13 protein-coding genes are annotated in these 14707 nt (G+C 58.2%); 8 read left to right on the plus strand and 5 right to left on the minus strand.

What is annotated here, in order from left to right; translation table 11 throughout:
- Nucleotides 1-70 precede the first annotated feature (70 nt).
- Together FMN52_RS06420 and FMN52_RS06425 are read left to right on the plus strand one after the other, a co-directional pair.
- Nucleotides 71-1585: a PAS domain S-box protein gene (locus FMN52_RS06420; RefSeq protein ID WP_148607857.1), complete on the plus strand. Its 1515-nt coding sequence runs from the start codon at nt 71-73 to the stop codon at nt 1583-1585.
- Entirely contained in the window at nt 1578-2234 is a 657-nt protein-coding gene (locus FMN52_RS06425) for a response regulator (RefSeq protein WP_148607858.1), read from the plus strand. The genes FMN52_RS06420 and FMN52_RS06425 overlap by 8 nt, the downstream gene beginning before the upstream one ends.
- A gap of 6 nt (nt 2235-2240) precedes the next feature.
- Here FMN52_RS06425 and FMN52_RS06430 read toward each other — a convergent pair whose 3' ends face one another.
- Entirely contained in the window at nt 2241-3656 is a 1416-nt protein-coding gene (locus tag FMN52_RS06430; protein ID WP_148607859.1) for a PLP-dependent aminotransferase family protein, read from the minus strand.
- A gap of 241 nt (nt 3657-3897) precedes the next feature.
- On the opposite strand from FMN52_RS06430, the gene FMN52_RS06435 reads away from it, so the two are divergent.
- The 3 genes from FMN52_RS06435 to FMN52_RS06445 all read left to right on the plus strand — a co-directional run bounded on the left by FMN52_RS06435 (nt 3898) and on the right by FMN52_RS06445 (nt 6900).
- A complete protein-coding gene (locus tag FMN52_RS06435) occupies nt 3898-4704 on the plus strand; it encodes a PhzF family phenazine biosynthesis protein (RefSeq protein ID WP_148607860.1) in 807 nt (268 codons plus the stop codon).
- Between the two features lie 43 nt (nt 4705-4747).
- Nucleotides 4748-5941 carry an NAD(P)/FAD-dependent oxidoreductase gene (locus tag FMN52_RS06440; RefSeq protein WP_148607861.1) on the plus strand — a complete coding sequence of 398 codons (1194 nt, stop codon included), beginning with the start codon at nt 4748-4750 and terminating at the stop codon, nt 5939-5941.
- 92 nt (nt 5942-6033) lie between these two features.
- Entirely contained in the window at nt 6034-6900 is an 867-nt protein-coding gene (locus tag FMN52_RS06445; protein ID WP_148607862.1) for a patatin family protein, read from the plus strand.
- On the opposite strand, the gene FMN52_RS06450 is transcribed toward FMN52_RS06445, so the two are convergent.
- Both FMN52_RS06450 and FMN52_RS06455 read right to left on the minus strand, forming a co-directional pair.
- Entirely contained in the window at nt 6897-7748 is an 852-nt protein-coding gene (locus FMN52_RS06450; RefSeq protein WP_240339425.1) for a universal stress protein, read from the minus strand. The genes FMN52_RS06445 and FMN52_RS06450 overlap by 4 nt on opposite strands.
- A 76-nt stretch (nt 7749-7824) precedes the next feature.
- Nucleotides 7825-9312, minus strand: coding sequence for a SulP family inorganic anion transporter (locus FMN52_RS06455; RefSeq protein ID WP_148607864.1), 1488 nt, complete (start codon nt 9310-9312; stop codon nt 7825-7827).
- Nucleotides 9313-9478: 166 nt separating this feature from the next.
- Here FMN52_RS06455 and FMN52_RS06460 point away from each other — a divergent pair, with 166 nt between their 5' ends.
- On the plus strand, nt 9479-10759 hold the full coding sequence (locus FMN52_RS06460; protein ID WP_148607865.1) for an MgtC/SapB family protein: 1281 nt from the start codon (nt 9479-9481) through the stop codon (nt 10757-10759).
- A 4-nt stretch (nt 10760-10763) separates the two neighbouring features.
- Here the strand turns inward: FMN52_RS06460 and alkB are convergent, their stop codons facing one another.
- Complete coding sequence (gene alkB / locus FMN52_RS06465) at nt 10764-11414, minus strand: DNA oxidative demethylase AlkB (RefSeq protein ID WP_148607866.1); 651 nt, start codon at nt 11412-11414, stop codon at nt 10764-10766.
- Between the two features lie 137 nt (nt 11415-11551).
- Here alkB and djlA point away from each other — a divergent pair, with 137 nt between their 5' ends.
- Nucleotides 11552-12331, plus strand: coding sequence for a co-chaperone DjlA (djlA, locus tag FMN52_RS06470; RefSeq protein WP_148607867.1), 780 nt, complete (start codon nt 11552-11554; stop codon nt 12329-12331).
- Between the two features lie 27 nt (nt 12332-12358).
- On the opposite strand, the gene FMN52_RS06475 is transcribed toward djlA, so the two are convergent.
- Complete coding sequence (locus FMN52_RS06475; RefSeq protein ID WP_148607868.1) at nt 12359-12967, minus strand: methyltransferase; 609 nt, start codon at nt 12965-12967, stop codon at nt 12359-12361.
- 168 nt (nt 12968-13135) lie between these two features.
- Between FMN52_RS06475 and FMN52_RS06480 the strand changes: the two genes are divergently transcribed.
- Complete coding sequence (locus FMN52_RS06480) at nt 13136-14641, plus strand: amidase (RefSeq protein ID WP_148607869.1); 1506 nt, start codon at nt 13136-13138, stop codon at nt 14639-14641.
- Nucleotides 14642-14707 lie beyond the last annotated feature (66 nt).

Raw genomic sequence — 14707 nt, forward strand, 5'->3', positions numbered from 1 at the left:
TAGTATTTGATAGAATAAATACTAGAAATTACACCAACGTATTATAGTTAATATACTATACCTATAAGCCATGAACGATTTTCCCCCTTCAAGTGTATTTAGTTTGCACGACGCCGACCCGCAACCCGGATTGATTCTGGATGAGGCGGGCACCGTCCTGGAGGGGAACCCTGCCGCCAGGGATCTGTGCCAGGTTGCCGGCCTGACGTCGTCCGAAAAGCTCCTGCCAGTCAACGCCCAGGCACTGGTGAGCTCTTCCCTGGAGCAGAGCCGGGCTATTGAAAACGTAGAATCCCGGATCCCCTCGGATCTTGCCAAGACCATCTTGATGTGGACTTTCATCCCGGATGTTGGAACCTCAAGGGTTCTGGCTCGCGCACGAGACGCCACGCAAGATGTTCTGACCCAGGAAGAGGCCACCCGCTCCAACCGTCTTTACCGGCTGATCACTGAAAACACCACCGACCTCATTTCCCGCCACGCTCCGGACGGACGCTTTATCGATGCCACACCCGCGTCATGGCGGTTGCTGGGCTACTGGCCGGAAGAATTGCGGGGCAAGCCGCTTGAAGAGGTCTTTCGCGGCAATCATGTCACCCAGAAACTCGCAGAAACCCGCAATCTGCTCCGGGACGACGGCTACGCCACCATGACCCTCGAAATCATCCACCGGGATGGATCCCGCCGCTGGTTCGAGATTGCCAGCCGGGCCATCCGGGAAACCTACACCGGCGCCGTGATTGAGGTCATCAGTGTATCTCGGGATATCACCGCCCGCGTGGAATCCGAGGAGAACAACCGCAGGCTGGCCGACGAACTTGCCCATACCGCCAGGCTCGCCACTCTCGGGGAGCTTGCCTCCAGCATCGCACATGAAATGAACCAGCCACTGGCCACCATTGTGAACTTCGCCAGTGCCAGCCAGCGCTACCTGAAAGGCGCGCGAACCAACCCTGAATGCCTGGATCGCGTGGATGATGGCCTGCAGAAAATTGTTCATCATGCCAACCGCGCATCGGAAGTGATCAAGCGCCTGCGGGCATTTTTGCGTAAAGGCCAGAAACGCACCGCACCGCTTGCACTGAACGACGTCGTAGGCAACGTCGCCCGGCTTTGTCAGTGGGAGGCCGAGAAGAACAACGTGCAGATCCGCGAGAGACTGGCCTGCTGCGCGCCGGTTATCACCGCCGATCCGGTGCTGCTGGAACAGGTGTTGATCAATCTGATCCGCAACGGCATTGAAGCCACTATCGAGGCCCGTGGCAAAGAAACTCAGGACGCACCTTCGCAGATCGTGATAGCCACCTGCATCAACGATCAGAACGAAACCCTGATTGAAGTGACCGATGAAGGCCCGGGCCTGGACGACCAGGGCATTCGCCAGATGTTCCAGCCGTTTTATACCAGCAAGCCCCAGGGGCTGGGCCTTGGCCTGTCCATGAGTCGTTCAATCATTGAAGGCTTTGGTGGCTTCCTGGATGCCCGTCCGGCCGCAACCGGTGGCCTGTCCCTGATCTGCCGGTTCCCGGCAAGCCAGAGCCAAAAGCACAGAACCGCAAATACGGAGAAGCAGCCCGATGAGTGACCACTCTGCCCCGGAAGCCACCACCGTCTATGTTGTTGACGACGACGCCGGAATGCTGGAATCCACCCAATGGTTGCTGGAATCGGTCGGCCTGAACGTGGAAGCCTACAGCGACGGCCGGAAATTTTTAGACGCCGTCGGCAACAAGCAGGCGGGCTGCGTGGTTCTGGATGTGAGGATGCCTGGGCTCGGCGGCCTGAACGTCCAGGAGGAGCTTCAGAAACGAGGCCTGGACCTGCCCATCATATTTGTCTCTGGCCATGCCGATGTGCCCATCGTGGTCAGGGCGTTCAAATCCGGCGCTTTCGATTTTATCGAAAAGCCTTTCAACGAACAGCTGCTACTGGACAGCGTTCAACAGGCCCTTCAGGAACACCAACAGTCCGACACACAGCTATACGGGGATGAGGTAACCGAAGCCCTGCTGGCAACCCTCACCCGGCGCGAGCGGGACGTTTTTCTGCCATTGGCCAAAGGCTACACCAGCCGGGAAATCGCCGACCAGTTGAATGTCAGTGTAAAGACGATTGATCTGTACAGGGCGCGGGTGATGAAACGCCTGGGTGCGAATCGGCTGCCGGATGTCACCGGCACAGCCATTGCCGCCGGGCTGCTCAACCCGCTGGATCTGCGTGGCGAAAAGAGCTGAACGTCCCTAGCCTGCCTCGGCCTGGACATCATGCGCCAGGACCCCAAGCCTTTGCACGGCTTGCTCGATACGCTGACTCCAGGGATTGGCGCTGTTCAGTCTCAGGCAATTCTCGTATTTATCGGCGGTTGAAAACATCAGCCCCGGAGCCACGTTGATGTCCTCCGCCCTGGCCCTCTGGTAAACCTCTGTGCCGGAGACACCGTCCGGCAGCTGCACCCAGAGTACGAACCCGCCCTGGGGTCGACTCACAGCCGTACCTTCAGGAAATGCCCGGGCCACGGCTGTGCGCATTCGTTCGGTGGACTCACGATAGTGCTGACGAGCTGACCTGAGATAGCGATCGTAACCGCCCTGCTCCAGAAAATGCGCCACCGCCATCTGGGGAATCGAAGACGTGGCCAGGTTGACGAAATACTTGTGTTGCCGGGCACTGGCCATGTAACGACCGGGCACCATCCAGCCAAGCCTCAGGCCCGGGGAAATGGTTTTCGAAAAGGAGCTGCAGTAAATCACGTTATCGGCCCGGTCAAAGGCCTTGGCCGGGCGCGGCCGATCTCCGGCGTGGTGCAGATCCCCGTAGATATCGTCCTCGATCAGCGGAACAGCGGCTGCCGCCAGCATGGAGACCAGCTGCTTCTTGCGCTCGTCGGACATTCGCGCACCCATGGGATTGCTGTGATTGGTCACCACCACACAGGCTTTCAGGGGCCACTGTTCCAGTGCAAGCTGCAAGCCCTCGAGGCTCAAGCCCTCGGAGGGATGCGTCGGGATTTCAATGACCTTCAACCCGACCACTTCCAGAGCCTGAAGAATGCCGGGAAAAGACGGCGATTCCACCGCCACAATGTCACCGGGCTGGGTCACCGCCCGCAGCGCCAGAATGATCGCCTCCTGGGCACCGTTGGTGGCGAGCACGTCATCCGGCGTTACCGGCACCCCCAGGGTCGCCATCCGCTGGGCGATCTGCCGCCGGAACGATTCCTTGCCCGGAAAGGCATAGTCCAGCGTCTCCAGGCCCCGTCGTGCAGCCCACAGCGTGCTGTGCTGGATCTGCCGGAGCGGCAGGTAATCCGGGTGGGGAATCGCCGTGGCCAGCGGCACCATGCGCTTCTGCTCGTCAGCACAAAGATCCAGGGTCATTTCCCGGGCACTCACCGGTACCGGGCGGCTGCGGTGCCGGCGCATGACCGGCTCGGGGGCATCCACGGTCGGCAGCCTTACGAAGTGGCCACTGCGCTCCCGGGCCTGCAGAAAGCCCCGGGCTTCCAGTGTCTGGTGCGCTTGCAGGATCGTCGAAATGCTCACGCCGAACTGCCGGCTCAGCATTCGTACGCCCGGTAATCGATCACCGTCGCGGTAGACACCGTCTCGAATCAACTCCTGAAGCTGATCCGCCACCTGATTGTAAAGAATGCCCATTCCACGTCCCTCGTCTGCCTGCCCTTCGGGAGATACCACTCTATTGCACCAGATGCTGCGACTCTCCATGCAGTACAGATACTGTCGAATATGACCGGCACAGATCCCCAAAACTACACTCTGTACCGGTTCAAAATGAGGTTATCTGAATCTGTTATGGCAGTCAGTTCATTTCCTACAATAAGTTCAACACTGGAAGGTGCTTTCAGATCAGGCGATATAACCCAAAGGAGAAAAGACCATGACACAGCCCCTCTACCAGGTTGACGCATTTACCAGCATGATTTTCGGTGGCAACCCGGCGGCGGTCATGCCCCTGGAGCAATGGCTACCAGACAATGTGATGCTCTCGCTTGCCATGGAGAACAACCTCTCCGAAACGGCCTTTTTCGTGCGTCTTTCGGACGACGAGGACGCCGATTTTCATATCCGCTGGTTTACTCCGGGCACAGAGGTGCCGCTGTGCGGTCATGCCACCCTGGCCAGCGCCTGGGTTATCTTCAACAAGCTTGGCTGGAAGCAGGAGCAAATCCGCTTTCACTCCAAAAGCGGCCCACTCTCCGTCCGGCAAACCGATGATGGCTGGCTGGTCCTGGATTTCCCGAATCTCGCCTTCGAGGAGCAGCCCACGCCGGCACTCATTCGGGAAGCCCTGGAAGGTGCACCTGATTCAGCATTCTTCGTTCCAAACGACACCAATTACATGGTGGTTCTGGAAAATGAAACCGCTGTTCGGTCTGCTCAACCGGATCTGCGCAAACTCAAACTGCTGGGCAACCAGGGGCTGATCATCACCGCACCCGGAACAGACTGCGATTTCGTCAGCCGATATTTCGCCCCCGGTGCGGGCATTGATGAAGACCCGGTTACCGGCTCCATTCACAGCGTTCTGGTGCCCTACTGGTCGGAAAAGCTGGGCAAGACGCGGCTCGACGCCCGGCAAGTTTCAGCCCGGGGCGGTGTGTTGCGCTGCGAACTGAAAGGCGACCGGGTCGACATCGCCGGCCAGGCTGCATTCTACATGGAAGGCTCCGTCTACCTGTCCTGAGACTGGTATACTGCCCGCCGTTTTCTTTCCAACGGCGGGTAGCATGGCGACAGCTTCAGCATCAGAGTACGACGTAATCATCCTCGGCGCCGGCGCGGCGGGCCTGATGTGTGCGGCAACCGCAGGCTATCGCGGCCGCAGGGTGCTGGTACTGGATCACGCCAACAAGCCGGGTAAAAAAATCCTGATGTCCGGCGGCGGGCGCTGCAACTTCACCAACCTGAACAGCACACCCGCCAACTTCCTGTCGGACAACCCGCACTACTGCATTTCCGCACTCAAGCGCTATACGCCCCAGGATTTTCTGGAACTGGTCGACCGCCATGGCATTGAGCATGAGGAGAAAGCCCCTGGCCAGTTGTTCTGCAAGGACAGCGCCAAGGACATCCTCAACATGCTGCTGACCGAATGTGAGTGGGCCGGTGCGGAAGTGAGAATGAAGACAGCGGTCGATCGCATTTCCGAGACCGACACCGGCTACTGCCTGCGCGTCGGATCCGGCGATCTCACCTGCGAATCTCTGGTGATCGCAACCGGGGGCCTGTCGATTCCCACTATGGGCGCCACCGCATTTGGCTACAGGGTAGCCGAGCAGTTCGGCCTGGAAATACTTCCTACCCGCGCGGGCCTGGTGCCCTTTACCCTGCAGCCGGAGTTGAAAGAGCAGCTCGCGCCTTTGTCCGGCGTCAGTTGCCCTGTCGATGTGCAATGCCATGACCAACACTTCCGGGAGCCCATGCTGGTCACCCATCGCGGGCTCAGTGGCCCGGCCATGCTCCAGATCTCCAGCTTCTGGGAGCCAGGTGACAGCCTGGCCATCAATCTGCTGCCAGCCTGCAAGATCAAGGACGACCTTTTGAACCTGCGGAAAGCCCGGCCACAATCCACCGTTGGGCACTACCTGGCCCAGCACCTGCCAAAACGGTTTGCCCAGGCCTTTAACGAACTCAACGGCTGGACCGGCCCGTTGCAAGGCTACAAGAACAGCGATATTGAACAGGTTGCCGACGTTCTGGGCCAATGGTCGATCAAGCCAGCTGGAACCGAAGGCTACCGAACGGCAGAGGTCACCCTTGGTGGCGTCGATACGCGCCAGCTCTCATCCAAGACCATGGCGGTGCTGGAACGTCCAAACCTGTATTTTATAGGTGAGGTGGTGGACGTAACCGGCCACCTTGGCGGCCATAACTTCCAGTGGGCATGGGCATCGGGTGTGGCCGCCGGCAACAGCGCCTGACAGTTCATCCGACTCCACAATCCTGCCTTAGAACTGGTAACCTGTGTCTATATATTGGCCTTGCCGGAGAACACGACAGACAGGGGGAACGGATGCTCCAGAATATCAATGGCACCGCTAGTAACGCCCTTGTCGTCGAGGGCGGCGCCATGCGCGGCATCTTCGCCGCGGGTGTACTTGATGCCTTTCTCGAGAAGCGGTACCAGCCTTTCACGGAAGCCTGGGGCGTCTCCGCCGGCTCAACCAACCTGATTGGTTACCTCTGCGGCCATCACGGCCGGAATCATAGAGTGATTACCGACCATGCCTGTCGGCCGGAGTTTATTAACTGGGGCCGTTTCTTCCAGGGCGGGCATTTGTGCGATGTTCACTGGCTCTGGCATCAGTCCTACCAGGAAGTGCCACTTGATCTGGACCACTACTTGTCTGGCACCACCAAACTCTGGGTGGCAACCACTTCGGTGATGACCGGTGAGGCCCGGTATTTTCCCGTCGACGACCAGAACATCCACGACGTGCTCACCGCCTCCTGCTCCATTCCCCTGGCCTACCGTGACTACCCGAGAGTCGACAACGAGCCCATGAGTGATGGTGGAATTGCCGATTCCATTCCGGTTGCGGAGGCCTATCGCCGAGGTGCACGGGATATCACCGTCGTGCTTTCACGGCCGCTGGGCTACGAGAAAAAGCCGTTGGCGTTTCCGGCGCTCACCAAGCGTATGTTTCGGGAGCAACCGGGACTTGCCAAGGCGCTAATCCATCGAGGCGAAAGATACAACGAGACGTTGGAATTCATTCGAAATCCGCCGGACGACTGCCGGCTTCGGATTATCGCGCCACCGGAGGATTTTCCTGTGAGCCGGTTGACGACAGATCTGAACAAGCTTGACCTGGGGTATCAGCAAGGCCACCGCGCAGCGATGGCCTATCTGGCTGAAGTGTCCAAAGAAGTAGCCTAGCGAAGCACCACCAGAGGCTTTCTGGCGGTTTCAAGCATCCTGGTAGTGGTACTGCCCACCAGGAACTGGCGGATGCGGGAGTGCCCGTAGGCGCCCATAACCAGTATGTCGATATCATGCTCTTCCTGGTAAGCGTGCAATGTGGGCTCCACATCACCGGCGCGGATCGCCACAGTGATGTCAGATTCCAGCCCTGCCAGCATTTTCTCGGCTTTCTTGAGCTGCTCCCAGCGGTCATTGGTATCCGGTCCAACCATCACCAGATGCAACGGCATACCTTTCAGAACGGGACTGCCAGCCAGTAATTCAACGCCCTTGAATGCCGTGGCGCTGCCATCAAAGGCGAGCATGGCGCTGCGGGGCTCGGTATACTCGTCCGGTACCAGGAGAATCGGGCGGTGCATGCTGCGAATCACCGTTTCCAGCTGGCTGCCAATGTGGGTGTCACGCTCGGAACTGGTCTCTCCGTGCAGACCCATCACCAGCAGGCGGGTCTGATTCTCCAGCGCCAACAGTGACTCGGTGAGGTCGCCGTGACGCTGACGCTGGACCACCTCTCCGACACCAGCTTCGCTGACCCGTTTCTGTGCCTCGTCCAGCATGTGATGGCCGTGCTCCAGGGCCAACTTGGCGCGCTTGCGATCCAGCTCTGCCAGATCTTCAAGCAGCTGCTCACGACTGCCGAGGCCAATACTTCCTGCGAGATCCGGCTCCGCCGGGTAGCGCTCCTCATCAAGCACGTGCAGCAGCATCATCGGCGTTTCCATATGCTTGCTGGCCCAGGCGGCGTAGTCGCATACCGCCGGGGCGGCCTGCGAGCCATCAATACAGGCAACTACTCGTAACATCTCAACCTCGCCTTCGTGATCCTTGTGATTGTTATTTTGGCTGCGATTACTGTTGGATTCCTTGGTCTGTGTCATGTCAGTGCCCCATCAGCTGGTCAACGGCGTCTGGCTTGTCATGCACACCAAAGCGGTCAACGATTGTGGCACTGGCTTCATTCAGCCCGATCACCTCAACTTCCGAGCCTTCACGGCGGAACTTGATCACGGCCTTGTCCAGGGCACCCACTGCGGTGATATCCCAGAAATGCGCGCGACTCAGGTCGATCACCACATTATCGACTGCTTCCTTGAAATCAAAGGATTCCATGAATTTTTCCGAGGAGCTGAAGAACACCTGGCCGACAACCCGGTAAGTGCGGGTATCAGTGGTTTCGTCCAGCTCGGAGGTCACCAACATGTAGTGGCCCACCTTGTTGGCAAAGAACAAAGCCGCCAGCAGCACGCCGGCCAGCACACCGAAGGCCAGGTTATGGGTGGCAACTACAACAATAACGGTTACCAGCATCACGATGTTGGTGGAAAGCGGATGCTCACGCAGATTGCGGATGGAATCCCAGGAGAAGGTCCCAATCGACACCATGATCATCACCGCTACGAGGGCCGCCATGGGGATCTGGACCAGCACGCTGTCCAATAGCAGCACCATGACCAGCAGGAAGAGACCAGCCGTGAGGGTGGAAAGCCGGGTCCGGCCGCCGGACTTCACGTTGATAATAGACTGGCCGATCATGGCACAACCGGCCATTCCACCGATCAGGCCGGAGCCTATGTTGGCAATGCCCTGCCCTTTACACTCACGGTTACGGTCACTGGTAGTGTCCGTCAGGTCGTCCACGATGGTCGCTGTCATCATGGATTCCAGAAGACCCACGATTGCCAGCGGAATGGAATACGGCAGGATGATCATCAATGTCTCGAGGTTCAGCGGCACGTCCGGCCACAGGAACACCGGCAGGGTATCGGGAAGATCACCCATATCGCCGACTGTCCGGATATCCATTCCGGTAACCACGGCAACTGCCGTCAGAACGACGATACACACCAGAGGCGAAGGCAGAACCTTGCCCACAACGGGCAGCAAGGGAAACAGATAGATAATACCCAGGCCCGCGGCTGTCATCGCGTAAACATGCCAGGTAACGTTGGTCAGCTCCGGCAACTGGGCCATGAAAATGAGGATGGCGAGGGCGTTCACGAAACCGGTCACCACCGAGCGTGACACGAAGCGCATCAGGCTGCCGAGCTTGAGGTAGCCTGCAACCAGTTGCAGAACACCGGTCATCAAGGTCGCTGCCAGCAGATACTGCAAGCCATGCTCTTTAACGAGCGTCACCATGAGTACCGCCATGGCGGCTGTTGCGGCGGAAATCATACCCGGGCGCCCGCCCACGAAGGCGATGATCACGGCAATACAGAAAGAGGCGTAAAGTCCCACTTTGGGATCGACACCGGCAATGATGGAGAAAGCAATGGCTTCCGGAATCAACGCCAGAGCCACTACAATGCCGGCGAGCACATCGCCACGAATGTTTGAAAGCCAGTTGGCTTTTAAGGAATTCACCATAATTTCGTGTTTCCAGCTTGCTACGAATTCAAAGGTCGCGAAGCTTATCAGCCCCCTTACAGGAAAGTAAGGTGGCTAGCGGTATCTTCTTAGACGCCTAACGACCCTTCGTCTGTACTGCTATCATCAGAACATTCATTGGTTAACAGGAGCTTGCACCACCCCCATGGACGACGTTGCTTCCCAGTTTCTGGCTGGAAATGAGACCACCCTGAACCTCGCCGTTGCGCTTCTCCTTGGCGCCATAATTGGCCTCCAGCGGGGCTGGGATGCCCGGGAACAGAAATCCGGTGAGCGGATTGCCGGCATACGCACCTTTGCTCTGGTGGGCCTGCTTGGCGGGATCTCCGCGGTGTTGGCGCAGGAAATCACCGAATGGGCGTTTCCCGTACTGTTGGTCAGCGTGGTAGCCATGGCCATCGTGGCCTACAGCGAACGGCTGGAGCATATCCGCAACTTCAGCATCACCGGCATGGTTGGCATGGTGCTGACCTTCTGCTTCGGCGCAGTAGCGGTAGCAGTAGACCCGGTCATCGCCACCGCCGCGGCGGTTGTGACGGCAATCATTCTGGACAACAAGCAAGAGATTCACGGCTGGGTCAACAAACTGAAGGACCATGAGCTCGATGCCGCGCTCAAGCTGCTGCTGATTTCCGTGGTCATGCTGCCGCTGCTGCCAAACGAAAAGATGGGCCCTGGCGGGGTTCTGAACCCCAGGGAAATCTGGTGGATGGTGGTGATGATCGCCTCCATTTCCTTTGTCGGCTATTTCGCCATACGGGTGGCCGGCACCCGCAAGGGAATCCTGTTTACTAGCCTGTTCGCCGGGTTGAGCTCATCCACCGCCCTCACACTGCATTTCGCCCGCCAGGCGTCGAAAAATCCGCAGCTCAATGCCCAGTTTGCCACGGGGATCCTGATTGCCTGCGGCACCATGTTCCCGCGTATTCTGGTGTATTGTCTGGTCATCAGTCCGAATTTGCTGCCCAGCCTGATCTGGCCAGTCGTCATTATGACCATCCTTCTCTATGCACCGGCGCTCGTTATCTGGAGAAAAAACGATCGGCAACTGGAAGTCAGTCAGCCAGCACTCAACCAGAACCCGCTGGATCTTACCTCGGCCCTGGTTTTCGGTGCGCTACTGACGGCCATCCTTCTGCTGGGTGAGTTTCTGGGAAACTGGCTGGGCGACGCCGGCATCTACGCTCTTGCGGCAACTTCGGGCGTGGCGGATGTAGACGCCATCACCCTCTCCCTGACCCGGATGTCCAACAACAACCTGGCCATGGGCACGGCCGTGATCGGCATTGTGATCGCTGCGGCCACCAACAACTTGGTGAAATCAGCGCTGGCCGGGTTTGTTGGCAACCGCCAGACCGGGTTGCTGGTCGGTATCCCCATGGTGCTCTCTCTGGTAGCCGGGCTGTTGGTCGCCTGGCTGCAATAATGCCTTACCTGGCACGCCGGAACGTCAGGTTGTAACGGTACCCGCCGGTCAGCGGGTGCTCACCGGCCTTGAGGGTCAACACACCGTGGTAGCGCATCCGCGAGGGGCCACCCCAAACCACGACATCACCATGCCCGAGTGGCACCCGAATGGGACGCTCGCTGCGCTTCAGACCACCGAACTGGAACACCATGGGCAAGCCGAGTGAGACCGACACGATCGGCTGAGTAAAATCCTGCTCATCCTTATCCTGATGCAGCCCCATTTTTGCCCCCGGCTGGTATCGGTTGATCAGGCAGGCGTCTGGCTCGAACCCTTCAAAACCTGCGGTTTCGGCAGCGCTTCTGGCCAGTTCCCGGAAAGCCGCTGGCATCGCAGGCCACGCTCGGCCGGATTCCGGATCTTCCTCCTGATACCGGTAACCTCGGCTATCGGTAACCCAGCCCAATTTCCCACAACAGCTCATGCCGGCAGACATGGCGTGGCCACCGGGGGTTCTCATGTGCCTGAAAGGGGCCTCTGACGTAACCATGCCAATATCTTCCAGGAGCGATTCAGCATCGGCGAGCGCGAACTGTCGCAGCACCACAGCGCCATCCATCAGATGCTCCGTAGTCTGTTCTGGTGGCTGATCACCAAACAGGTCCTGAGTCATAAGTCTTCCCCACCAAATAAGCGGCAACGTACTAAGCTACGAAAAGTTTGAAAAGGTCGATGAAAGCCTGTTCATGAAGCCGGACTGAAAAACACGTATATTCTATGGGCTGATTCATTCCTGTTAAGGACTTATTAATGCTGTTTGCAATCATAATTGGCGGTCTGATTGGCTACGCCTTTGGCAAATTCCCGGGCTTTCTGATAGGTGCGGCGATTGGCGCCTTTCTCTTGAACCTTCTCAAGCGCCGCCTGATTGGCAAGCTCCAGAGCATCCAGTCGGGCTTTATTGACTCGGTCTTTGCGGTGATGGGCGCCCTGTGCAAGGCAGACGGCGTGATATCCAGGGATGAAATCCAGATGGCCGAAGCCATGTTTGTGCGCTTCCGCCTGAATGAAGACCAGAAGGCGAACGCCAAAGCCGCCTTCAACCGGGGCAAGGAGCCAGACTTCGATCTGGATGCCGAACTGAACCGGTTCCTCCAGGCCAGTGGTCGCCAGCCGGCGTTTCTGCAGATGTTCCTGCAGGTTCAGGTATCGGCCGTGGCTGCGGATGGCAAAGTGCATCCGGCCGAACACGAAATGCTGGTGAAAATCGCCCGTGGACTGGGGCTGCCGGAGAGCCAGGTGGACCAGCTGGAAGCCATGCTACGTGGTGCCCATACCAATCGGGCCGGCGGTGGCCAGCCCTCCTCCGCGGATCAGATCAGCGATGCCTACAAGGTTCTTGGCGTATCGCCTTCAGCCAGTGATGAAGAGCTCAAGAAGGCCTACCGTAAGCTGATGAGCGAGAACCACCCGGATAAACTCGCGGGCCGGGGATTACCCGAGAGCATGAGGGAAATGGCGGAGGAACGCACCCGCGAAATCAGTCATGCCTACGATGTAATCAAGGAAGCCCGGAAAAAGTCCGCGTAAGACCTGTCTCCCAATAGCGTTACCGGATCAGAACCAGCGGGGCACCCGCATCCGGTAGCGCTCAAAATCTTCCCCGAATTTGATCGCCAACGCCTTCTCTTCCTCACGGGCCTGGCGGGTAATCACCAGCACACCTGCCACCAGGCACACCAGGGAAAACACACTGGGCAGGGCCAGGAAAAACCCGAACTGCCCTGTCATCACTGCCAGGAACACCGGGTTTCGGGAGCGACCGAAAGGCCCGTGTGTTAGCAGCTTGCGCTGATCCTTGCGAGGGTCAATGCCGGAGCGCCAGTCGTCATGCATGAAGGCCTGCAGGTAATTCACGGCAATGAACGAGGCTAACAGTAAAAGCATGCCAAGTAGTAAAACCGGCCAGAAATAGAGCGAATCAAAAACCCCCAGCCCCCCATCTATGTCCGCAAATATCCGCACCACGCAAATGCCCAGAATGAGCGCCCGAAACACATTGAAGATATGTCGATGCCACCAGGGCGCACTTCCCCGCTCACCATAGTTGATGTGCGAAAAATGCATACGCTGATAAAGACCGAGGCTTCGGCCAGCAAACTGCAGACCGATCATCAGGAAGAAAATGCCGAGAAAGTGGCGTACAAGGAGTTCAATAGAGTCCATCGGGATCGCTTACAACGGATTAAGACCAACAGCTTATTACCTGTAAAGGTCTGTGAAAAGAGCCCTTGCCGGGACTTCGAACGGCCAAACCCCAACCTACCTAAAATGACATGTCATCACGTTTTTAAATGAATTAGAGTATTTGGATAATTTTCCCGGAGATTCTTTATGGCCATCCCTGAAGCCCCGCAGTCTTGCCATGTATTCCGTAACGACGCTATGGGGCGGGATGACGCCACTGCACTGGCCGAAAAAATCCGCCGCCGGGATATATCGATTACAGAACTTACCCGGGCCGCCATCGCGCGGGCACGAGCCGCCGAGCCTCTGATCCATGGTGTAGCCTCGGAGAACTATAACGACGCCATCCACACAGCCTCAGTACTGGATGCGACAGAGGAAACCGTTGCCCTACCCTTGTTCCGGGGCGTTCCAACCTACGTCAAAGACAATACCAACGTGGAAGGACTGGCCACTTGCCATGGTTCCCTCGCGGTGCCCGAGGCCACGGCAGCCGATACCAGCCCGTTCGCCAGACAAATGCTGGCCCAAGGTTTCCTGTGTCTGGGCAAAAGTACCCTGCCGGAGTTCGGATTCAACGCTACCACTGAACCTGCCCATGGGCCGGCTACACGCAACCCGTGGAATCTGGCCTATTCATCGGGCGCCTCCTCGGGTGGTTCAGCGGCGCTGGTAGCCGCTGGTGTGGTTCCTGTTGCCCATGCCAATGACGGCGGCGGCTCCATCCGCATTCCGGCCGCCTGCTGCGGTCTGGTAGGCCTGAAACCCACGAGAGGACGGTTGATAGACAACGAGGCAGCCGCTTCCCTGCCCATCAACATTATCAGTGAAGGCGTGGTGACTCGCTCGGTGCGGGATACCGCCAACTTCTTCGACCAGGCCGAGAGTTATTATCGGAATCCAAAGCTGCCGCCGGTTGGCAAAATCGAGGGCCCGTCGGGGCAACCCCTGAGAATCGGTCTGGTACTGGACTCCATCAATGGCCACAAAACCGATGACATCACCCGCCAGACTGTCGAAGAAACCGCGCTCAGACTGGAAAAACTGGGATACCGCATCGAGCCTGTTCCCGTTCCGGTGCACAGCGCTTTCCCAGATGATTTCGCCCTCTACTGGGCACTGCTTGCCTTCGGCATCAGGGCCAACGGCAGAAAACTGCTCCACCCGGACTTCGACAAGCACCGGACAGACGGCCTGACCAACGGGCTGGACAAGATGTTCCGGCGACAGTTCTGGCGACTGCCCACCGCGCTCTGGCGGCTCAAACGGTCATGGCACGACTACGCCCACGCCATGGCCGGCTTTGATGCGGTGCTCACGCCTGTGCTTGGCCATACAACACCTACCCTTGGCCACCTCAGCCCCGATGTGCCCTTCGAAACCCTGTTCGAGCGGCTGCGCCACTATGTCAGCTTCACCCCGCTGGCCAATGCCACTGGCGCACCGGCAATTTCGATACCCATGGGGCACACGCCCGATCAGCTGCCGGTGGCCGTCCAGTTCATGGGGCGTCACGGAGGTGAGCGCACGCTCCTGAATATTGCCTACACCCTGGAAGCTGAGCATCCCTGGCCACTGATATGCGATTTCTATCAGCAAAACACGACCCAAGAAGACCACAACTTAGCGAATACACCGGCCAACAGCATCTGAAGTTGGACACTTATAAAAACAGATGTCATATTCTTTAGGAAGCTCAGGGATCACCTGAACTCTATA

This window comes from Marinobacter sp. BW6 (genome assembly GCF_008107725.1).
Taxonomy (GTDB): domain Bacteria; phylum Pseudomonadota; class Gammaproteobacteria; order Pseudomonadales; family Oleiphilaceae; genus Marinobacter.